The sequence below is a fragment of the Aurantimonas marina genome, assembly GCF_017183135.1.
Taxonomy (GTDB): Bacteria; Pseudomonadota; Alphaproteobacteria; order Rhizobiales; family Rhizobiaceae; genus Aurantimonas; species Aurantimonas marina.
Map to the genome: position 1 here is coordinate 66,421 of NZ_JADDXW010000011.1, position 20,386 is coordinate 86,806.

Annotated in this window: 20 protein-coding genes; 6 read left to right on the forward strand and 14 right to left on the reverse strand. The window is 63.0% G+C overall.

Annotation, left to right across the window (positions count from 1 at the left end; genetic code table 11):
- Window positions 1-2: 2 nt before the first annotated feature.
- The 6 genes from flhB to motA all read right to left on the reverse strand — a co-directional run bounded on the left by flhB (window position 3) and on the right by motA (window position 4,871).
- The gene (flhB, locus tag ING15_RS13350; RefSeq protein WP_206455319.1) at window positions 3-1,091 is read right to left on the reverse strand and encodes a flagellar biosynthesis protein FlhB; all 1,089 of its coding nucleotides are present in this window, start codon (window positions 1,089-1,091) and stop codon (window positions 3-5) included.
- A 113-nt stretch (window positions 1,092-1,204) separates the two neighbouring features.
- Entirely contained in the window at window positions 1,205-2,251 is a 1,047-nt protein-coding gene (locus ING15_RS13355; RefSeq protein WP_206455320.1) for a FliG C-terminal domain-containing protein, read from the reverse strand.
- A gap of 6 nt (window positions 2,252-2,257) precedes the next feature.
- Window positions 2,258-2,614 carry a flagellar motor switch protein FliN gene (gene fliN, locus ING15_RS13360; RefSeq protein WP_206455321.1) on the reverse strand — a complete coding sequence of 119 codons (357 nt, stop codon included), beginning with the start codon at window positions 2,612-2,614 and terminating at the stop codon, window positions 2,258-2,260.
- 78 nt (window positions 2,615-2,692) lie between these two features.
- Complete coding sequence (locus tag ING15_RS13365; RefSeq protein ID WP_206455322.1) at window positions 2,693-3,085, reverse strand: hypothetical protein; 393 nt, start codon at window positions 3,083-3,085, stop codon at window positions 2,693-2,695.
- A complete protein-coding gene (locus ING15_RS13370; protein WP_206455323.1) occupies window positions 3,066-4,004 on the reverse strand; it encodes a FliM/FliN family flagellar motor switch protein in 939 nt (312 codons plus the stop codon). Before ING15_RS13370 ends, ING15_RS13365 begins: the two co-directional genes overlap by 20 nt.
- A 3-nt stretch (window positions 4,005-4,007) precedes the next feature.
- Entirely contained in the window at window positions 4,008-4,871 is an 864-nt protein-coding gene (gene motA, locus ING15_RS13375) for a flagellar motor stator protein MotA (protein ID WP_206455324.1), read from the reverse strand.
- Between the two features lie 176 nt (window positions 4,872-5,047).
- On the opposite strand from motA, the gene ING15_RS13380 reads away from it, so the two are divergent.
- The 6 genes from ING15_RS13380 (at window position 5,048) to ING15_RS13405 (ending at window position 13,254) form a co-directional block, all read left to right on the forward strand.
- On the forward strand, window positions 5,048-5,830 hold the full coding sequence (locus tag ING15_RS13380) for a DUF1217 domain-containing protein (RefSeq protein WP_206455325.1): 783 nt from the start codon (window positions 5,048-5,050) through the stop codon (window positions 5,828-5,830).
- 2 nt (window positions 5,831-5,832) lie between these two features.
- Window positions 5,833-6,558 carry a flagellar basal-body rod protein FlgF gene (flgF, locus tag ING15_RS13385; RefSeq protein WP_206455326.1) on the forward strand — a complete coding sequence of 242 codons (726 nt, stop codon included), beginning with the start codon at window positions 5,833-5,835 and terminating at the stop codon, window positions 6,556-6,558.
- On the forward strand, window positions 6,555-7,904 hold the full coding sequence (fliI, locus tag ING15_RS13390) for a flagellar protein export ATPase FliI (RefSeq protein ID WP_206455327.1): 1,350 nt from the start codon (window positions 6,555-6,557) through the stop codon (window positions 7,902-7,904). The genes flgF and fliI overlap by 4 nt, the downstream gene beginning before the upstream one ends.
- Window positions 7,905-7,976: 72 nt before the next feature.
- Window positions 7,977-8,489, forward strand: a complete 513-nt coding sequence (locus ING15_RS13395; protein WP_206455328.1) for a GbsR/MarR family transcriptional regulator — start codon at window positions 7,977-7,979, stop codon at window positions 8,487-8,489.
- Window positions 8,490-8,491: 2 nt separating this feature from the next.
- On the forward strand, window positions 8,492-10,042 hold the full coding sequence (locus ING15_RS13400; RefSeq protein ID WP_232845759.1) for an efflux RND transporter periplasmic adaptor subunit: 1,551 nt from the start codon (window positions 8,492-8,494) through the stop codon (window positions 10,040-10,042).
- A complete protein-coding gene (locus ING15_RS13405; RefSeq protein ID WP_206455330.1) occupies window positions 10,042-13,254 on the forward strand; it encodes an efflux RND transporter permease subunit in 3,213 nt (1,070 codons plus the stop codon). The genes ING15_RS13400 and ING15_RS13405 overlap by 1 nt, the downstream gene beginning before the upstream one ends.
- Window positions 13,255-13,456: 202 nt before the next feature.
- Here the strand turns inward: ING15_RS13405 and ING15_RS13410 are convergent, their stop codons facing one another.
- From ING15_RS13410 to ING15_RS13445, 8 genes are all read right to left on the reverse strand, one after another.
- Window positions 13,457-14,455, reverse strand: a complete 999-nt coding sequence (locus ING15_RS13410) for an ABC transporter substrate-binding protein (protein ID WP_206455331.1) — start codon at window positions 14,453-14,455, stop codon at window positions 13,457-13,459.
- A gap of 33 nt (window positions 14,456-14,488) precedes the next feature.
- A complete protein-coding gene (locus ING15_RS13415) occupies window positions 14,489-15,412 on the reverse strand; it encodes an ABC transporter permease (RefSeq protein ID WP_206455392.1) in 924 nt (307 codons plus the stop codon).
- Between the two features lie 47 nt (window positions 15,413-15,459).
- Window positions 15,460-16,407 carry an ABC transporter permease gene (locus ING15_RS13420; protein WP_206455332.1) on the reverse strand — a complete coding sequence of 316 codons (948 nt, stop codon included), beginning with the start codon at window positions 16,405-16,407 and terminating at the stop codon, window positions 15,460-15,462.
- Between the two features lie 31 nt (window positions 16,408-16,438).
- Window positions 16,439-16,768 (reverse strand): hypothetical protein, encoded by a 330-nt coding sequence (locus ING15_RS13425; RefSeq protein ID WP_206455333.1) that lies wholly within the window; start codon window positions 16,766-16,768, stop codon window positions 16,439-16,441.
- Between the two features lie 42 nt (window positions 16,769-16,810).
- Window positions 16,811-17,533, reverse strand: coding sequence for an ABC transporter ATP-binding protein (locus tag ING15_RS13430; RefSeq protein WP_232845760.1), 723 nt, complete (start codon window positions 17,531-17,533; stop codon window positions 16,811-16,813).
- Between the two features lie 113 nt (window positions 17,534-17,646).
- Entirely contained in the window at window positions 17,647-18,015 is a 369-nt protein-coding gene (locus ING15_RS13435; protein WP_206455334.1) for an endonuclease domain-containing protein, read from the reverse strand.
- Window positions 18,016-18,102: 87 nt separating this feature from the next.
- A complete protein-coding gene (gene hydA, locus ING15_RS13440; protein ID WP_206455335.1) occupies window positions 18,103-19,551 on the reverse strand; it encodes a dihydropyrimidinase in 1,449 nt (482 codons plus the stop codon).
- Window positions 19,548-20,375: a hypothetical protein gene (locus ING15_RS13445; RefSeq protein ID WP_206455336.1), complete on the reverse strand. Its 828-nt coding sequence runs from the start codon at window positions 20,373-20,375 to the stop codon at window positions 19,548-19,550. The genes hydA and ING15_RS13445 overlap by 4 nt, the downstream gene beginning before the upstream one ends.
- Between the last annotated feature and the right edge of the window lie 11 nt (window positions 20,376-20,386).

Consider the following 20,386-nt stretch of genomic DNA (forward strand, 5'->3'; position numbering starts at 1 on the left):
GGCTACGCGGTAGCGACTCCCACCTTCGAGCCCGTTCGGGAGTGAAGGAAATAGATAAGTTCCGCGATCGCCTTGAAGAATTGCGGCGGAATCATCTGATCGATCTCGACATGATCGTACATTGACCTTGCCAATAGCTTGTCTTCGATAACCGGCACGTCATTGGCCTCGGCGATTTCCCGGATCTTCAGGGCAATCAGGTCAGTGCCCTTGGCAACCACCATCGGCGCGCCACCCTCCTCACGAACGTATCGCAGCGCGATCGCGTAATGGGTCGGGTTGGCGATCACGAGCGTCGCGAAGGGCACGTCCGTCATCATGCGCCGTCGCACCCGGTCGCGGGCGATCTGACGCTGCCGACCCTTGACCATCGGATCGCCCTCGGCCTGCTTGTTTTCGTCCTTGATCTCCTGCTTCGACATCCTGAGGTCGCGCCGCCAGTGGATGCGGCTCATGGCGAGATCGGCGGCGACGAGCACGATCGTCGCGATCGAGACGCCGGAGAGAAGCGTCATCGCCAGTTCGAGAATGAGTTCTGGCACCAGCACCGGATCTGCGAACATGGTGCGCATCATCGTCGGGAAACCCGACATGAGCAGCGTGCCGACGACTACGCCGATGGTGAGAAACTTGAACACAGACTTGCCGAACTCCGTCAGCCCACGCAGACCAAAAATCCGCTTGAACCCGGCCGACAGCGAAATATGAGACGCCTTCGGCCGGATTCGTTCGAAATTGATCTGCGGTGCGTTTTGGAGAACCGACGAGACAACCCCTCCGATGACGAAGAAGACGGCCGCGGGCAGAACGAACCGGGCACCTTCGAGAGCCAGCATATGGAGGACGTGTAGGGCATCGGCACTCGTATTCAGATCCCATTGCAGGGGGTTTTCGAACGTCGTCTTGAGTACGAGAAGCAGATGGCCCGCACCATCGCGGACCTGAAACGCGATAAAGGCCATTGCGGCCAGAAGGGACGCCAGAATCGGCGCCTCGCGCGAGACCGGAAGATTGCCCTTCTCGATCGTGTCGTTGATCTTCTTCTCGGTCGGTTCTTCCGTTTTTGAGGATTTGTCCTCGCTATCCGACACGGTGGATTAAACCCTCAAACCCATTGACGTTCGATGAACACATCGCTGCGGCACGAATTATCACCGGCATGCTGGACGCCACTCTTCTCCGCACAGGATACCCCACGCCGAGATCACGGGGTTTCTTCGGGCGCACGCAATTGTATTTTACCCTCGCCGGAAAGCCGCAGAGCCTCATTTGCTATACGTCGGCGGGCACCCTCGATCTCGCTCGCCTGGACATCGACCACCTGCGCGAGTTCCGATTCGACCATGCGACGGGCGCGGGCGCCGAGCGCGGCCAGTGCGGTTTCCCGCAGTTCCCCTTCGACACCACGGAGCGCTAGAATCACGACCTCGGTCGGTACAGCGTCGAACAATGTCAGGCGGGACTTCTGCGGCAGGTTCGGCAAATCCTCAAAGACGAACAGAAGTTTCAGCAGTGTTTCCGCTTCGCGCGGCTGGACCGCCCGGATCGTATCGATCAATTCGTCCGACTGGCTCTTGTCGAGGCGGTTGACGATATCTGCGAGAATTGCATGCGTGCCAGCTTTCGACGGGCTGTCCGAGGCCCCGAGATAGGCATGCCGCACATGTCGCTCGAACAGCGCCACGACCGGATCCGACAGTTGTTTCAGCGACAGCATCCGGCGCATGACGTCGTTGCGGAACGCCGGCTGGAATTCGCGCACGATGATCGATGCCGTGTCGGCCGGAACCTTCGAAAGAAGAATGGCGACTACCTGGGGGTGTTCCTTCGCCAACTTCGGAGCGAGGATGTTCCCCTCCATGTTGGCGACCGCATCCCAAATGCTGCGACCGCTCTGCTCGCTCCAGTCGACCGAAGAACCGTCCTCCCCGGACATGAAAATGGATGCGAACTCCTCCTCGGAGAGCGCGCTCTGCAGGAGCTCCGTCATCTGTCGCGCCGGACCATCGAGGCCTGGTGACTTCTTGAACGCCTCCTGGAAGGCGTCGACCAGTTCATCGATCTGCTCGGACTCGATCGCCTCGAGGCTGGCGGCGCTTTCATTCAACCGCTTGATCTCGTCCGGCGACAAATGCTTGAGAACCCGCTCGGCGCCCGGCGCGCCGAGAGCGATCAGCAGAATCGCTGCTCGAGCGCTGCCACATTTCGGCAGTTCCGGGCCATCATCATGATAGGCGGCGACCATCGACATGACAGATCAAGCGGCTCGCTGGTTTTTCGACTGAAGTCGCTCGCCAGGTTTGGCGACCTCCGTCAGCGTGACGCCGAAGCGCTGGTCCTCATTGTCGAGCACGACGATCTCGCCGCGGGCGACGACCCTGTCGTTGACGATGACATCCACCGGATCGCCGACCTTGGTATTGAGCTTGACGATGGTGCCGCGGCCGAGGTTGAGAATATCCGCGACGGTCATGGTCGTGGAGCCGAGGACAACGTGCATCGTTACCGGGACATCCATCACCAGGTCGAGATCGAGCCGGTCGGTGCCTGTTGACGCGCCGACGCCGAGGCCTGCGTCGACGTCTTCATCGGGAGCATCATTAAATTCGTTCATGGAGTCGTCCATCTTCCGGCTTCCTTCGGGCGGGTCATGCCGCGGCACTGCATCGCCGACTGGGGGCTCGTAACCGGATTAGCGAGCCAGACTGGCGCGAAGCCTGTGTCGGCCCGGACCGTCGCCGCACTCGTTCGCGGTCGCCGCCGGCGCACACTCAGATCGCGCCGCCTGACCATGGCCTTTAGCATGCCAATCGGCCTTCGCGACAAGCAATTCAAGACGCTCGGTGGTCTCTTTCGCTTCGATGATCTGCGCCTCGAGCGCACGGAGGGTCTGGACACCCTCGTGCTTGAGAACGACCACCGCCTCCGCAGCTCGATTGATCGAGCGGTCGGCTTCTGCGAGCGCGGCGCCGAGGGCGTTTTCCGACGACCGCAAGATACGAAGCTCGCGATACATGCGCCCACTTCTGAGCGCCGTCACCACGAGCGCCATCATTAATATGATATCAGTCAGGTAGGATGTCATCGATGAACTCCTCGGCGGGATCGATCCGTTCTTCAATCCGCAAGACGTAGGTTTCCCGCGAGCGCCCCATGCGCGCGCGAAACAGCGGCCGGTTTTCACATGCGACGGCGATCAGGCTGTTGGCGCCGATCTCCAGCGGAATTGTGTCGCCCACCTTGAAGCCGGCGATCGTCCTAAGCGGAACCTTCTTCTTGGAGAGCACCGCCTCGAGTCGTAGATCGCTCTGGGCAAAGCTCGCCTTGATCGCCTCGGACCAGTTTTCGTCGCGGTCGCGCTGGGGCGCCTCCGGCAGCGTGCGGAGGAAGCGCCGATGCGGCGCCAGGAAACTGGCTGGAAAGGCGAAGGCGAGAGGCGCGGCAATCCCCGCGGCGCGCAACTCGAACCGAAACAACACGAAGCGGTCGCTCGCCTCACCGAGTTCTTCGACCAGCAGGGGAGGATCGATCAGATCACCGACAGCGAGCTTGAGATCAGCAATGGGCTCGAACACCGGGCCCGCGGCTTCGGCCGCGGCCGCAAGGGCGAGCTTGACGACACCGCGATCGAGGTCGGTTGGTCCACGCGGGACGTCACCTGTACTGGAGGGCTCCGCCGCGAAGAAGGCCGCGATGAGCGCATCCAGGCCGGAGCGCTTGGCGGCGACATAGCCCGGCGTTCGAAAACGCGGCGAAGACAACAATGCGAAGAGACTCGCTGCTGCATCAGTGCTTTCGGCGTCGGGTGCGAAGTCCGTATCGACCTCAATCAATAGGAAGTCGAACGGTGCGCCGGCGATAGCGCCCAGCCTGGCAATAGCCGCTTCCGCCCACGCCTCGCCCATATGAGTGAGGCGCGGGAGATTGCGCGGCTCGACCTCGGCCGCACTGCGAAGTCGTTCGCCGATATTGGCCGAATCCGGCTGGGGAACGGTCTGGCTCATGGATCAGGCCGCCGATCCGCCGCCGATGGTTTCATTTTCGACCTGATCGATCGTGGGACGGTCATAGGCAGAGATCGTCTTGCGTCCATATTCGAGCGCCACCTGCGGCATCGCGCCGTTCATATAGGCGATGAGGGTCGATTTCACGATAGTGAACATCCGGCACTTCTTGTCGCGCACCCCCTTCACCTTGGTGGCGATTGGGCCAACCACGCCGTAGGAAAAGAAGATGCCCGCAAAGGTCCCCACAAGTGCCGCCCCGATCAGGCCACCGAGAATCTCCGGAGACTGGTCCAGGGCGCCCATGGCCTTGATCACCCCGAGGACGGCCGCGACGATGCCGAGGGCGGGAAGACCGTCAGCCATGTCCTGAAGCGCGTGCTTGGGCTTCAATTGATCGTGGGCGATCGTCTGGATCTCTTCCTCCATGAGCGACTCGATCTCGTGTGGCCGCGCATTGCCGATGATGATCAGCCGACAATAGTCGCAAATGAAGCTGGTCATGGGGTCGTCTTTGAGAACGTCCGGATACGCTTGGAAGATCGTCGATTCCTTCGGGTCGTCGATGTGCGCCTCGACCTCGCTGCGCGATTTCGACCGCATCTCACGCATCAGCTGATGCAAGAGTCCGAGGACGTTCAAATAATCGTTCGGCTTCGGAACTTTGTTCTTGAAAGCCTCCATGACCGCCTTGCCGGTATCCTTCACGACCTTGGTCGGATTGGCAACAAGGAAGGTGCCGATCGATGAACCCAGAATGATCACGTATTCGAACGGCTGGACAAGAACCGCCAAATGTCCGCCCATCGCGACGAAGCCACCCAACAGACAGCCCAACGTCACGGCCAGCCCAAGCAGAATACCCATGCGGGCCCCCGATTTCCCAATTTTCGAGTTTCACCGGTAGGAAGGCCCGCTTGTGCGAGCCTTGCCGAAGGGTCGGCGCGGTCGGGAAAACCCGTTCGATCTCGCCGAACAGCCTGACGCAAGCAAGCTGCCCGATTTTCAGGCCGCTTGAAATAACTCTACCGGAAGGCGCTGCCATGCTGGGTGCAACGACCAGTTTCGAACTCATACGTCGCGATCTTCCGGCGGCTCTCGATCGCACGGCGAAGCAGCCGACGGTCGAACGCGCGACCGAACGCTATCTAGAGGCAGTCTCCTCGATCAAGACTGTCGAGGACTTCCTCTCCAACGATCGCGTCTATAACTATGCCATGAAGGCCTTCGGGCTCGAGGACATGACCTACGCCAAGGCGTTCATGCGCAAGGTTCTGGTCGAAGGCATCGACGACAAGGAGAGCTTTGCCAACAAGCTGACCGACAGCCGCTACAAGGACTTCGCCGAAACCTTCAATTTCGCGCGCCACGATAAGACCGCCATGGCTTTCGACCGGGCCCAACAGGGCGTCGTCGACAAGTATATCCGCCAGACGCTCGAGGAGGACACCGGCACCGAGAGCGAAGGCGCACGGCTTGCCCTGTATTTCGAACGCGCCGCACCGACAATCACCACGACGTTTTCCATCCTCGCCGACACCGCCTTGATGAAGGTCGTCCAGGTTGCCTTCGGCATTCCCACCGAGATCGGCGCGCTGGGTATCGACAAACAGGCGGCCTTCTATGAACAGCGGTTGGACATCGAGGACCTGAAGGATCCGGAGAAGCTGCAAAAGCTGCTGACGCGCTTCACGGCGATGTACGACACGACAGAAACTTCGGCACAGGTTACAAGTCCTGCCCTTGCGCTATTCGGCTCATCGAGCGCCGGGATCGACGGGAATCTGCTGCTCACGCTCCAGTCGTACCGCAGCGGAGGCTTCTGACCTTGCAGACCGCACTTCCCGTCGCCTTGTCCGCTCAACTCGCCCTCGAGAAGCGGCTGGACACGATCGCCCACAACGTGGCCAACGCTCGAACCGCCGGCTTTCGAGCCGAAGAGGTCAAGTTCGAGGCACTGATTTCCCGAGTCGGCTCGGAACCTGTGACCTTTGCGTCCGAGGGCACGACCTATCTTTCGACCCGGGCGGGGGAAATGACCCAAACCGGAAACACGCTCGACATGGCGGTATCCGGCGATGCGTTTTTCGCCATGCAGGGTCCCAATGGCCCGGTCTACACACGCGACGGCCGGATGCGGATCAACGCAGAGGGCTCGGTGGAGACGATCAACGGCTATCCGGTTCTCGATGTCGGCGGCGCCACGTTGCAAGTCGATCCGAACGCCGGACCGATCGCGATCGCCCGCGATGGCATGATCACACAGAACGGCGGCCAGATCGGCGCGGTCGGGCTATTCGCCATGCCGCCGGGCGCCAATCTGACCCGCTTCGAGAACTCCGGCGTCATCCCGGACCAGGCGGCGGTTCCCATCCTCGACTTCGGCGACGTCGGCATCATGCAGGGTTTCGTCGAAGGCTCCAATGTCAATCCGGTGCTGGAAATCAGTCGACTCATCGCCCTGCAGCGTGCTTTCGAAAGCGCCTCCAATCTCGTCCAGACATCCGAGCGCACGCTCGACGACGCGGTCAAGAATCTGGGTAACATGTCGTGACGGCACTTGCGGAAAGCAGCTTCAAGATACCGCCCCTCGAGGAGGAGCGCCTGGCGATCTCGGGACACATCGTCGACGTATCGCCCCAGGCCTTCAAGGTCGCGGGTCTGTCGCCCTTCGTGCGGCTCGGTGACTGCGTCGCCTGCCCCGGCCCGAACGGCGAGGAAATCGGCGAAGTGGTCCGCATCGAGGCGGACTGCCTGACGATCAAACCCTTCGGCAACCGCTTCAGCCGCGGGGTCAAGGCGCCGGCACGGCGGATCGGCCCGCTCACGGTCGCACCTTCGGAGCGCTGGAAGGGACGGGTCGTGAACGCGTTCGGCATGCCTTGCGACGGGGCCGGCCCGCTAGCCGTCGGCGACGAGGATCGCCTGGCCGATGCCGCGCCCCCGCCCGCTCTGCGGCGAGGCCGTGTCGGCGGTCCGGTTCCGACGGGCGTGCATGCGCTCGATATCTTTACGCCGCTAGTCAAAGGGCAGCGTATCGGCATCTTCGCTGGCTCCGGCGTCGGCAAGTCGACGCTGATGGGCATGCTGGCGCGCGCACAAGGCTTCGACACCGTGGTCGTCGCTCTCGTCGGCGAGCGCGGCCGCGAAGTCCGCGAGTTTCTCGAAGAGACCATGGGAGGCGACCTGCAAAAGCTCGTCACCGTCGTCGCCACCGGTGACGAGAGTCCGATGATGCGGCGTCTCGCCCCACGTACAGCGACATCGGTCGCCGAGTATTTCCGCGATCGGGGAGAGAATGTCCTGCTCATCGTCGACAGCGTGACCCGCCTCGCCCATGCGGCGCGCGACGTGGCGCTGGCAGCCGGCGAACCGCCCGTCGCACGCGGCTATCCGCCCAGCGTCTTTTCCGAGTTGCCGAGGCTTCTTGAACGCGCGGGACCCGGTCTCGATGGCTCCGGAACGATTACCGGCATCTTCTCCGTTCTGGTCGATGGCGACGATCACAATGATCCCATTGCCGACGCCATCCGCGGCACGCTCGACGGTCACATCGTCCTCGACAGGGCGATCGCCGAGCAGGGCCGGTTTCCGGCGGTGGACGTGCTGAAGTCGATCTCGCGCCTCGCCGACCGGGTCTGGGGCGAGCAGGAGCGCGAACTCGTTATCCGCCTGCGAAGCATGATCTCGCGATACGAGGACACGCGCGACCTGCGTCTGCTCGGAGGCTATCAGCGCGGCAACGACGAGACACTGGATCAGGCCGTAGACCTCGTTCCGCATGTCTACGACTATATGATCCAGCACCCCGGAACGGCCCCGACCGCCGAACCCTTCGCCGAGCTCAGCGCCCGGCTGAAGAAAAGCTTCGCCGCGGCGCGGGGGCCGGCCAAGCCGTGACGTTCAGTCGCAACTGAACAATTTTTTCCGTTCAGTCTTGACTGAACGGCCGACCACTCGTATCTGCGATCGATGAATATCGCTGTCGATCGAGATCTGGTCTGCGCCTGCCCGCAGGACCTTTGCCGCGCCCGCTTCATCGACCGGATGGGTGATCATCTGGAAGCGGAGGGAATGCCGCGCATCGCCGGGCGGCTCTTCGGCCTGATGATCCTGGAGCCAGGCGTCGTCAGCTTCAGTGACCTTGCGGCGCGACTTTGCGTCAGCCGGGCCTCGATCTCGACCAATGCCCGCCTGCTCGAAAGCAAGGGGCTCATCGTCAAGGTTCAGGTCGAGGGGGAGCGGCAGGATTTCTTCCGTCTCGCCGACCGGCCCTACGTCAACATGATCCGCGGCGTGGCCCACCGGATGGAAATGACGCAAGCCAGCATCATCGCGGCGGAAACCGACCTGCCGCCCGACGCAATTGCCGAGCGCCAGCGCCTCGAGCAGGCCCGCGCGTTCTTCGAGACAGCCGTCGCCTCGCTCAACGATCTCGCGGCCAAGCTGTGCCGGCTCAATGAAGAAGGGCGGGGCAAGCAATGAATATGCACGAGAACACAGGTCCCTCCCCGGTCGCGGAATCGCCGCCGGCTCCGGCGCCGAAGGAGCGCAAGTCACGCGCCGGCTGGCTGGCGGCACTCTTCGTCCTCGCCCTCGTCGGCTGGATGGGCTCGGGCTATTATTACCCCGACCAGAATCAAGCTGTCGAAGCGACGAAGTCCAAGACCCGCGAACCCTTCAAGGTCGAGGCATTCGCTTCCCGCGCCAAGCCGGTGGTGGAGTTCGTCGCTGCGGAGGGCCAGGTTCTGCCTGACCGCACGACGCCGGTTCGCGCCAAGGTGGGCGGCACGGTCGAGGCCATCGCGGTCAAGAAAGGCGACTTTCTCGAGGAAGGCGCGCTGATCGCCAAGATCGCCCTCGCCGACCGCGAGGCGCAGCGCGTACAGGCCGAGGCCGAGCTTGCCCGCCGCCAGGGCGAATTCGATCGCGTGTCGGGATTGGCCAATCGCGGCTATACGACGGCGGCCCAGGTCGAGGAAGCGCAGGCCGAGTTGGCGAAGGCGCGAGCGGCGCTGGCGGCGATCGAAAAGACAACCGGCGACACCGAGATCCGTGCGCCGATCACCGGCACTCTCGACCGGTTCGATCTGGATCTCGGCGAGTTCGTTGCCGCGAGCGCCGAGGTCGGCGTCCAGATCGACAACGATCCGCTGACCGTCGATGTCGAGATCGCCCAGCAAAATGTCGCGCGCGTGCAAACCGGACAGTCCGCATCGGTGACCTTCATCACCGGCGAAACCCGTCAGGGCACCGTCCGCTATATCGCCGCGAACGCCAGTTCCGCCACCCGGACCTTCCCGGTCGAGATCACCGTGCCCAATCCCAAACGCGACATCCCCGCCGGCATCTCGGCGCAGGTCCGTATTCCCGTCGGCGAGGTCCCCGCGCATTTCCTGTCCGCGGCCGTGCTGGCACTCGGGTCGGACGGCACGCTCGGCGTCAAGGCCGTCAATGCCGAGAACAAGGTCACCTTCCACCCGATCGAACTCGTCAGGGCGGAGACGACCGGGCTTTGGGTCGCCGGACTTCCCGAGACATTGCAAATCATCACAGTCGGCCAGGGCTTCGTGTCGGAAGGCGAAGACGTCCGCGTGATCGCGGCAAAGCCCGGTGAGGCGAGCGCTGAACCGTCGGAGCCGGCGATCACGCCCCCCGAAACCGAGCCCGTGGCGATGGGCGGCGGCATTCTGGACAATGAGCCGACAGCCGAGGGTTCGGAGACAGCGACTGGAAGCGCGCGCGCGGCCGCTTCTCTTTCGACGCCCAAGGCCGTTGAGACCGCGGCGCTGGCCGAACCGTCCGATCCGGGCGACCCGAAAGCCAGGAGCGCTGGCGACGGCCCGTCGATCCAGCTTCTTCAACAGCGACTTCGCAGCCTGGGCTACGAACCGGGACCGATCGACGGCCTGCTGGGGGACGCGACCCGCGAGGCGATCAAGAAGTTCCAGCGCGACAGCGGTCTCGACGTCACCGGCGAGATCACCGCCAAGCTGGCGAACGCCCTGTTCGCGACGGACACGGCTGGGGGGCGCTGATGAACGCCCTCATCGAAGCGGGATTCGATCGCTCGCGCACCGTTCTGCTCATCCTCGCACTGATCCTCGTCGCCGGCGTTATCGGCTACCAGGCCATCCCGAAGGAATCCTCCCCCGACATCCCGATTCCGGTGATGTACGTGACTGCGACGCTGGAAGGCATCTCGCCGGAGGACAGCGAGCGGCTTCTGGTCAGGCCTCTGGAGACCGAGCTGTCGTCGCTGTCAGGCCTCGACGAAATGGAATCCCACGCCGCGGAAGGCTACGCTTCCGTGCAGCTGAAATTCGAGGCGGGCTTCGACGCGGACGAAGCCCTGACCGACGTCAAGGACGCGGTCGACCGGGCGAAGCCGAACCTTCCCGCCGAGGTCGATGAGCCGAAGGTCAACGAGGTCAACACCTCGCTTTTTCCGATTCTGACCGTGGTTCTGTCCGGACCGATCCCCGAGCGCTCGCTGGTCAATATCGCCAACGACCTTAGCGACGACCTCGAATCCCTATCGGGCGTCCTCGAAGTCGATATCGGCGGCGACCGCGACGAGCTGATGGAAGTGCTGATCGAGCCGACGGTCTTCGAGACCTACAATCTATCCTTCGATGAGCTGGTCAGTCAGATCAGCCGCAACAACCGCCTGATCGCGGCCGGAGCCCTCGACACGGGCGCGGGCCGGATCGTTCTCAAGGTGCCCGGCCTGATCGAGGACATTCGCGACGTCCTGGACATGCCGGTCAAGGTCGATGGCTCGACCGTGCTGACCTTCAAGGACGTCGCCATCGCGCGGCGGACCTTCGAGGATCCCGATGGCTTCGCGCGGATCGACGGCGAACCCTCGCTCGCGCTCGAAATCAAGAAGCGATCCGGGGCCAACATCATCGAGACGGTCGACGCCGTCCGCGCGGTCGTCGACCGGCACAAGGCGACTTGGCCGGACACGGTCGGCGTCGAGTATCTGCAGGACGAGTCCGAGCAGGTGAAGACGATGCTCGGCGATCTCGAGAACAACGTCATCTCGGCGATCATCCTCGTCATGATCGTGATTGTCGCGACGCTCGGCCTTCGCAGCTCCATTCTCGTCGGCCTGTCGATTCCCGGCTCGTTCCTTGCCGGGATCACCATCCTGTGGGCGTTCGGCTTCACGATGAACATCGTCGTCCTGTTTTCGCTGATCCTGGTGGTCGGCATGCTTGTCGACGGCGCGATCGTGACGACGGAACTTGCCGACCGCAGGCTTCTGGAAGGCGCTTCGCCGCGCGATGCCTATCGACATGCGGCGCAACGGATGGCTTGGCCGATCATCGCTTCGACCGCGACAACCCTCGTCGTGTTCACGCCGCTCCTGTTTTGGCCGGGCCTTGTCGGCGAGTTCATGAAGTTCCTTCCGCTCACCGTGCTGATCACGCTGACGGCCTCGCTGTTCATGGCGCTCGTGTTCATCCCGGTTCTCGGCGGTCTGATCGGCAAGGCACAACCGATGCCGGCAAAGCAGCGGCGTCGATTGGAGGCGGCGGAGAACGGCGACCTGTCGCTCATCGGCGGGCTCACGGGCTTCTATCTGCGCGTCCTGCGGAGCGCTGTCAAAGGTCCGTTCGCCACTTTGGTCATCGCCTTGTCGCTGCTTGTCGGCGCGATTTACGGCTTTTCCCAATACGGTAAGGGCGTTGAATTCTTTCCCGCGATCGAGCCGGAATTCGCGCAGGTCCAGATTCGCGCCCGGGACAATTTCTCGATCTTCGAAAAGGACGCGCTCGTGCGCCGGGTCGAGGAGCGCCTGCTTGGCATGGAGGAGGTCGAGACCGTCTATGCACGCACACTTGGCGAAAGCGGCTCGCGTCAGCTCGGGACCGACGTCATCGGCACGATCCAGCTGGAACTGGATGAATGGGACACCCGGCGCAAGGCGGTGCTGATCTTCGACGACATTCGAGCGCGCGTGGCCGATATTCCCGGCATCACCATCCAGGTCCAGCAGGAGCAGAACGGGCCGGCCAGTGGCAAGCCGATCAACGTCAAGCTGCGCGGATCCGATCTGAATTCCCTGGCCAATGGCGTTGTCACGCTCAGGGGCCTGATGGAGGACATCGGCGGATTCGAGAACGTCACCGATACGCGTTCGCCGCCCGGCGTCGAATGGCAGTTGCAGGTGAACCGCGAGGAAGCCGCGCGCTACGGCGCCGATGTGTCGCTTCTCGGCCAGGCCGTGCGGCTTCTGACCGCCGGCATCGAGGTCTCGGACTACAGGCCCGACGATGCGGGCGGCGACGGCGAAGTGCCGATCCGCGTCCGCTTTCCGGCCGGCGACCGGACCCTGGAACGGCTGGAGGGGCTGCGTATTCCGACGGCGCGCGGCCTGGTGCCGATCCGCAATTTCGTCTCCTTCCAGCCGGCGCCGAAGGTCGGCACGATCATCCGGATCGACCAACGCCGCGTCATGGCGGTGGAAGCGGATGTCGCAGAGGGCGTTCTTGCCAACGACCAGATCGTCAAACTGCGCGCCGCGCTCGACAAGGCCGAGCTTCCCGCCGGCGTCGACTACAGTTTCGGCGGCGAGGCCGAGGACCAGGCCGAAGCGGCCAATTTCCTCACGGGAGCGGCCTCAGCGGCGATCTTCCTGATGTTCGTCGTCCTGGTCACCCAGTTCAACTCGATCTACCAGGCGTTCCTGGTGATGAGCGCGATCGTGTTCTCGACGGCGGGCGTCTTCTACGGCCTGCTGATCACCGGCCGACCCTTCGGCATCGTCATGGGGGGCATCGGCGTGATCGCGCTCGCCGGCATCGTCGTCAACAACAACATCGTTCTGATCGACACCTACAACGTCTTGCGCAGATCGGGTCAGCCGCCGCTGGAGGCGATCCTGCGCACCGGCGCGCAACGCCTGCGTCCCGTGTTCCTCACCTCGATCACGACCGTCCTCGGGCTGGTGCCGATGGTTGCCGGCGCCAATATCGACTTCATCCGGCGCGAGATCCAGTTTGGCGCTCCCTCGACCCAATGGTGGACGGAACTGTCGAGCGCCATCGCCGGCGGCCTCACCTTCGCGACCATCCTAACGCTCGTGCTCACGCCCGCCCTTCTGATGCTCGGCGAAAGCCTCAGCGCGTGGGTGAAGCGGCGACGCGGCATCGATGCACCGAGCCCGCTGCGCGGCGATCCGCTGGCCGGCGCCGCGGCGAACGAGCCGCGACCGATCGCCACGGCTCCAGCCGAGTGATCAGTAGAGCCAGCGCACCATCACCGCAGTAGTCACCGGAGACATCGTTTTGACGATGTCGGTGACAACGAAGGGCGCGGCTCCGGCAAGAGGCTCTGACCGTCGAACGGCGACGCCGGCCTGATGATCACGCCGCACGCACGACAAAAAAAGGCCGGAGCAATGCTCCGGCCTTTGTTAAATAAAGGAGGCTGCGGCGCCCTTATTGCATGTCCTTCATCTTGTCGGTCACGACGCTCGACCAAGCGCCTTCCGGCTGCTTGGTGATGACCGGGTCCGAGCCGCCGCCCATCAGCACCTCGACCGTGTTCTCGGCTGAGGCCGTGTCGAGTGTGCCGTCCGAGCCATCGACGAGCTTGTTGATCTCACCGACCATGCGCTTCTGGTGTTCCTCGGTCTGGGCGCCGGTCATGTCGTTGTCGAGAACGATACCAGCTGCCTCTTCCGGGTTCTCGGCGGCGTATTCCCAGCCCTTCATCGACGCTTTGACGAAGCGGGCGAGCTTGTCGACCATCGCCGGATCGTTCAGCGATTCCTCGAGCACGTAGAGCCCGTCCTCCAGTGTCGCGACGCCCTGGTCCTCGTATTTGAACACCGTCAGTTCTTCTTCGGGGATTCCCGCGTCGATCACCTGCCAATACTCATTGTAGGTCATCGTCGAGATGCAATCGGCCTGCTTCTGGATCAGCGGGTCGACGTTGAAGCCCTGCTTGATGACCGTGACGCCGTCGGGGCCGCCCTCGGTGGACAGGCCGAGCTTCGACATCCAGGACAGGAACGGATACTCGTTACCGGAGAACCAGACGCCAAGGGTCTTGCCCTTGAAATCCTCCGGCTTCTCGATGCCGGTCTCTTTGCGGCAGGTCAGCTCCATGCCCGACTTCTTGAACGGCTGGGCGATATTGACGAGCGGCAGCCCCTTCTCGCGGGCCGCCAGCGCCGCAGGCATCCAGTCGACGATGACGTCGGCGCCGCCGCCGGCGATCACCTGCTCGGGCGCGATGTCCGGGCCGCCGGGCTTGATCGTCACATCGAGACCGGCCTCTTCGTAGAAGCCCTTTTCCTTGGCGACGTAATAGCCGGCGAACTGGCCCTGGGTCACCCATTTGAGCTGCAGGGTCAGCGCGTCCTGCGCCATCGTCGGTCCGGTGAAACCCAGACCCGCGAGCGCGATCACCACGCCTGCCAGAAGCTTCCTCATCTGCCTTCTCCCTTTGTTGTTTTATGTTGAAGCCTACCCCTTGCGGTAGGACGGATGCCAGAAAGTCGCGGCCCGCTCGGCGACGGAGAGAAGGCCGTAGGTCAACGAACCGGCGAGCGCGGCGACGGCGATCTCGGCCCAGACCATGTCGGTGTTCATCCGGCCGATCTCGGCCGAGATGCGAAAGCCCATGCCGACGATCGGCGTGCCGAAGAATTCCGCCACGATCGCGCCGATCAGCGCCAGCGTCGAGTTGATCTTCAGGGCATTGAAGATGAAAGGCAACGCCGCCGGCAGCCGCAGCTTGACGAGGCTCTGAATGGAGCTCGCCCCATAAGTGCGCATCAGGTCGCGCTCCATGGCGCCCGCGGCGTTGAGTCCGGCGACAGTGTTCACCAGCATCGGGAAGAAGGTCATGACGACGACCACGGCAGCCTTGGACGGCCAGTCGAAGCCGAACCACATCACCATGATCGGCGCGACGCCGACGATCGGCAGCGCCGAGACGAGATTGCCGATCGGCAGCAAGCCGCGTTTGAGGAAGGGCGAGCGGTCGATCAGCACCGCGACCAAGAAGCCCGAGCCGCAGCCGAGCGCATAGCCGGCGACGACCGCCTTCAGATAGGTCTGGACGAAATCCGCCCACAGGATCGACAGGGAATTCGCGATTCGGACGCCGATATCCGACGGCGCCGGCAGCAGCACGCTCGGCACCGCGAGCCCGCGCACCATGAACTCCCACAGGAGCAGCAGCGTCACGCCGAACACCAGCGGAATCAGGACGCCAAGAACCGTTCGCGCGACACGGCCCTGCGGCTCCAACGCGGCAAGTTTCACCGTCAACCGCCAGGATAACAGCCAGAAAGCGACGATGACGGCCGCCAGCGCCAGCCCGCGCTGCCCGGCTTCCAGCAGCGCCAGCGCCGCAAGTGCCGTGGCGCCGGCAAGCGTCGCCATCAGGGCGGTCGCGGCCGACCAGAAGCTGCCGAGGAGCCGTGCCCCACTCACGACCGCGCGCCCATGCGCCTGAGCGAGGCGCGCTCGCCGACTCCGACGAGCCAGACCAGAACGCCGGCCATGACCGCGGCGGCGACCAGAGCCGACCAGATCTGGATAGTCTGGCCGTAATAGGACCCGGCCAGAAGCCGCGCCCCGAGTCCGGCGACCGCGCCGGTCGGTAATTCGCCGACGATGGCACCGACGAGAGCGGCGGCGACCGCCACCTTCATCGAGGTGAACAGGAACGGCATCGACGCCGGCCAGCGGAGCTTCGCCAAAATCTGCGGCCGGCTCGCCGAATAGGTGTGCATCAGGTCGAGCAGCATGGCGTCGGGCGAGCGCAGCCCCTTCACCATGCCCACAGTGACCGGGAAGAATGACAGATAGGTCGAGATGATCGCCTTCGGCAAAAGCCCCTGCACGCCGACAGCGTTGAGTACGACGATGATCATCGGCGCGATGGCGAGGATCGGGATTGTCTGCGAGGTGATGATCCAAGGCATCAGGCTCTTGTCGAGCGTGCGCGAATGGAGAATGCCGACGGCGAGTGCCACGCCCAGCGCGGTGCCGATGACGAAGCCGAGGAGGGTCGAGGACAGGGTGACCCAGGCATGAAACAGCAGCGATCGCGGGGATGTCGGTTTCACGAGAACCGTCGATTTCCAGATTTCCGCGACGATCTGGTGCGGCGCCGGCAGGATCGGCCGCTCGGCGCTCCACGTCGCCGCGATCGTGTCGGCGATACCGTAGGCCTCGCCGGCGCGATCGAGCTTGTCGGTCTCGGTCTGCCAGTTCATGCCGATGGCGGCGAGATACCAGATCGCTAAAATCGCCGCGACAACGCTGAGGACCGGCACGGCGCGGCCCTCGACCATGCGCCGGCTGAGCCGCCGCAGCGGACCGGCATAGCCGATCGCGGCGCCTGGCTCGGCGATGCGGGTGGGCGCGGTCATGGGACTGTCGGTCCGTATGAACGATCCGGCCTCATCGCGAAGACGGCCAGACCATCAGAGTAAAGGCTGCTATTCCGAGTATCATCCCGATCACCTGCGGCAGGGGCGGGCGCTCGCCGAAGACCGTGACCGCGACGATATTGATCAAGACGAGCTGCGCGATCGCGGAAGCCGAAATCGCGACACCTAGGCCGCTCTCGCGCATCAATCGGATCATCATCAGATTGCCGAGGGTGTAGAGCGAAAGTGCGAAGATCAGCACCGCGAGCGAATTCGTCGACACATAGTAACGCGACGCCGAGGCCGCGGCGAGGAAAACCGACACCACGCCGAATAACCAGACCGTCGCGGTGCCGCTCACTGCCCATACCTGCCCCACCTGCCGATACCGCAACACTGGTCGTCAGTCATAGCCGTGCCCTGCCCTCAGACCCTCGCGCACCCGGTGGGCGATCGCGAGAAATTCTGGCGTGTCGCGGATTTCCAGCGGCCGGTCCGGGCCGAGGTCGCAATCGATCAACTCGTGGATGCGGCCCGGGCGCGGGCTCATCACGACAATGCGGGTCGACAGGAACACCGCCTCCGGGATCGAATGGGTGACGAAGACGACGGTCTTTTGGGTCTTCGCCCAGAGTTTCAACAGCTCCTCGTTGAGATGGTCGCGAACGATCTCGTCGAGCGCGCCGAACGGTTCGTCCATCAACAGAAGATCCGGGTCGAAGGACAGCGCCCGCGCGATCGAGGCGCGCTGCTGCATGCCGCCGGACAATTGCCAGGGAAATTTGCCGCCGAAGCCGGACAGACCGACGAGATCCAGATTGCTCGCGATCCGCCGCTGCCGGTCGGCCTTGTCGAAGCCCATGATCTCCAGCGGCAGCGCGATGTTCTTCTCGATGGTGCGCCAGGGATAAAGCGCCGCCGCCTGGAAGACATAGCCATAGGCGCGCGCCTGCCGGGCCGCGTCCGACGTCATGCCGTTGACCGAGATCGTGCCGCCGGTCGGCTGTTCCAGATCGGCGATGACACGCAAGAGCGTGGTCTTGCCGCAGCCGGACGGGCCGATGAAGGAGACGAATTCGCCCTTGAAGATGTCGAGATCGATCGACGACAGGGCATGAACGGGCATGTCGGCGGTCTCGAAGACGAGATCAAGGTCGCGGGCCTGAATGGCCGGCGCTCCGTGCAGTCCCCCTCCCCCTTGAGGGGAGGGGACAGGGGTGGGGGTCCCGATAAAAGTCGTCAATGTCTCAAGCCCAAAGCGATCAGAACCTCCTCTATGCAACCGTCGAGATCAGTGTCGATCTCGCCGGTATTGAAGCGCAAGACACGATATCCTTGTCGTTTCAACCAAGCGTCGCGGATCGCATCTCGCGCGAAACGTTCGGGTTCGAAGTGAAATTCTCCATCGACTTCCACTATCAGACGAGCCGAATGTATCGCGAAATCCGGGACGTAGGGACCGATAGGCACCTGTTTTCGCGCGTGAATCCCATAAAGCTTTCGGAATGACTTCAACTCGTTCCAGAGGCGTTTCTCGCCTTCGGTCATCGTCTTGCGAAGTCGCCTGGCCCTTCGGATCAAAGGCGGGTCGACACGGGTTGGCGACATTCTTACCCCCACCCCTAGCCCCTCCCCTCAAGGGGGAGGGGAACTGGCTTGCGGCCGGCACGCAAACCTGGCGCATCTGCTTTCAAATCAAACCCCCGCCGGAATGCCCGTGCGCTCTACCTTGCGCGGCGCGGTGAGTTCCTTCCAGGTCGACAGCGCCCTGGCGACCGGCGCGTTGGCGGGCCGCTCGATGAAGCGGCCGTCGCCGGTCGCGGCGCGCACGTCGCCCTCCTTGTAGGCAAGCCGGCCGCGCGAAAAGCTCATCACCGGCAGGCCGGTCACCTCGATGCCCTCGAAGACGTTGTATTCGATCGCCGATTTCTGGGTCTTGGCCGAAATCGTCTTGGTCGCGGCCGGATCCCAGACGATGATGTCGGCATCGGCGCCGGGCAGGATCGCGCCTTTCTTCGGATAGATGTTGAGGATCTTGGCGATGTTGGTCGAGGTGACGGCGACGAACTCGTTCATGGTCAAGCGACCGGTTCTGACCCCCTTGGTCCACAGCACCGGCAGCCGGTCCTCCAGCCCGCCCGTGCCGTTCGGGATCTTGGTGAAGTCGCCGACGCCCATGCGCTTTTGCTCATCGCTGAAGGCGCAATGGTCGGTCGCGACCACCTGCAGCGAGCCAGCCGCCAGCCCCGCCCAGAGCGAATCCTGATGCATCCTGTTGCGGAAGGGCGGTGACATCACCCGGCGCGCCGCATGCTGCCAGTCCGGGTTGAAATATTCGCTCTCGTCGAGGGTGAGATGCTGGATCAACGGCTCGCCGAAGACCCGCATCCCCTTTTGCCGCGCCCGGCGGATCGCCTCATGGGCCTGCTCGCAGGACGTGTGGACGACATAGAGCGGCACACCGGCCTGGTCGGCGATCATGATGGCGCGATTGACCGCCTCGCCCTCGACCTCGGGCGGGCGCGAATAGGCATGGCCTTCCGGCCCGTTATTGCCCTCGGCCATGAGTTTTTGCTGCAGGAAGGCGACGACGTCGCCATTCTCGGCATGGACCAGCGGCATCGCGCCGAGTTCGGCGCAGCGCGAGAAGGAGGCGAACATCTCATCGTCGTTCACCATCAGCGCGCCCTTGTAGGCCATGAAGTGCTTGAAGGTGTTGATGCCTTGGCTGACGACCTTCGGCATCTCGTCGAAGACCTGTTCGCCCCACCAGGTGATCGCCATGTGGAAGGAATAGTCGGTGCGCGCCTTGCCGGCTTTCTGGTACCAGGTCTGCAGCGCGTCGATGAGCCCCTGCCCCGGTCCCGGCAGGCAGAAGTCGACCGTCATCGTGGTGCCGCCGGCCAGCGCCGCCGCCGTGCCGCTATCGAAATCGTCGGCCGAGAACGTGCCCATGAAGGGCATTTCCATATGAGTGTGCGGGTCGATGCCGCCCGGCATGACATAGGCGCCGGAGGCGTCGATCACCTCGTCGCCATCCAGATCCGGCCCCACATCGACGATCTTGTCGCCGTCGATCAGGACGTCGGCCTTCCAGGTGCGGTCGGCGGTGACGACGGTACCGTTCTTGATGACGATGGTCATTTTTTATTCTTTCTGCTTTGCTTTCGATGCTCCCGTTCGAAGTGCCAGATCACCAAATCCAGATTTCCGGGTGAAACGTGGTGGTCTTCCGCAACAATCTTGAGCAATCGCACGGCATTAGCCGCGCTAACCTGCCTACCGAGCGCTCGGGACACGTATGAAATGACCATCGTATCCCCTTTGATAAAGTCATCTCGCCCGCACAATAACAGGAAAAACTGAATGAGAGCCGGCCCAACTCCATGAACTTTCTCAAGCTCGCAGGCCATTTTTTCGATTTCGGACAGAGACATCCGCCCGATCACAGCGAGGTCCGCATTTCCCAATGCCTGCGAGATATCAAGGCATATGTCGGACTTAAGTCGCCCGCCAATCTTTTGCTTATTAAATACTACCTCTTCTTTCATTTCACCAAAAAATCTGGTAAAATCATTTAAGGTGAAATCCGCAACTTTTCCCTTCTTCGCCTTGGCATACGCCTCAAAGCGGTCGGTAACATTCATCCATGCAGTGTTATTTGCTTGTATAGAAAACACAGCACCGATTATTGCTCTCGCCACAGAAACGGCTGGACGCCGCTTAGCGTTTGCCGCGCCAGCCAAAAGCTGATCGGTCTGTAGCGCACTACTTAATTCCTGCTGCTCGGCAGTGATCGCGAAATCGCGCTTGCGGTGTCCATGCTCGATAATTTGTCGCGCAAGGACAATCGCCTTTTTCTTCGCTTCGACGTAGTAACTCTCGGACACCCAGATTTCTTTAGGTCGATATCCCAAGGACAGAAGTTTCCGACGCTCCACCTCGCTCAGTTCCTCTTGACTCTCCATCTAAGGGTAAC

Coding starts and splice junctions, on each gene's coding strand:
- ING15_RS13355 (WP_206455320.1), bottom strand. CDS start 2,251: ATGTCGATGGTCGCCGCCTATCATGATGATGGCCCGGAACTGCCGAAA.
- fliN (WP_206455321.1), bottom strand. CDS start 2,614: ATGAACGAATTTAATGATGCTCCCGATGAAGACGTCGACGCAGGCCTC.
- ING15_RS13365 (WP_206455322.1), bottom strand. CDS start 3,085: ATGACATCCTACCTGACTGATATCATATTAATGATGGCGCTCGTGGTG.
- ING15_RS13370 (WP_206455323.1), bottom strand. CDS start 4,004: ATGAGCCAGACCGTTCCCCAGCCGGATTCGGCCAATATCGGCGAACGA.
- motA (WP_206455324.1), bottom strand. CDS start 4,871: ATGGGTATTCTGCTTGGGCTGGCCGTGACGTTGGGCTGTCTGTTGGGT.
- ING15_RS13380 (WP_206455325.1), top strand. CDS start 5,048: ATGCTGGGTGCAACGACCAGTTTCGAACTCATACGTCGCGATCTTCCG.
- ING15_RS13395 (WP_206455328.1), top strand. CDS start 7,977: ATGAATATCGCTGTCGATCGAGATCTGGTCTGCGCCTGCCCGCAGGAC.
- ING15_RS13400 (WP_232845759.1), top strand. CDS start 8,492: ATGCACGAGAACACAGGTCCCTCCCCGGTCGCGGAATCGCCGCCGGCT.
- ING15_RS13405 (WP_206455330.1), top strand. CDS start 10,042: ATGAACGCCCTCATCGAAGCGGGATTCGATCGCTCGCGCACCGTTCTG.
- ING15_RS13410 (WP_206455331.1), bottom strand. CDS start 14,455: ATGAGGAAGCTTCTGGCAGGCGTGGTGATCGCGCTCGCGGGTCTGGGT.
- ING15_RS13415 (WP_206455392.1), bottom strand. CDS start 15,412: ATGGCGACGCTTGCCGGCGCCACGGCACTTGCGGCGCTGGCGCTGCTG.
- ING15_RS13420 (WP_206455332.1), bottom strand. CDS start 16,407: ATGACCGCGCCCACCCGCATCGCCGAGCCAGGCGCCGCGATCGGCTAT.
- ING15_RS13430 (WP_232845760.1), bottom strand. CDS start 17,533: ATGCCCGTTCATGCCCTGTCGTCGATCGATCTCGACATCTTCAAGGGC.
- ING15_RS13435 (WP_206455334.1), bottom strand. CDS start 18,015: ATGTCGCCAACCCGTGTCGACCCGCCTTTGATCCGAAGGGCCAGGCGA.
- hydA (WP_206455335.1), bottom strand. CDS start 19,551: ATGACCATCGTCATCAAGAACGGTACCGTCGTCACCGCCGACCGCACC.
- ING15_RS13445 (WP_206455336.1), bottom strand. CDS start 20,375: ATGGAGAGTCAAGAGGAACTGAGCGAGGTGGAGCGTCGGAAACTTCTG.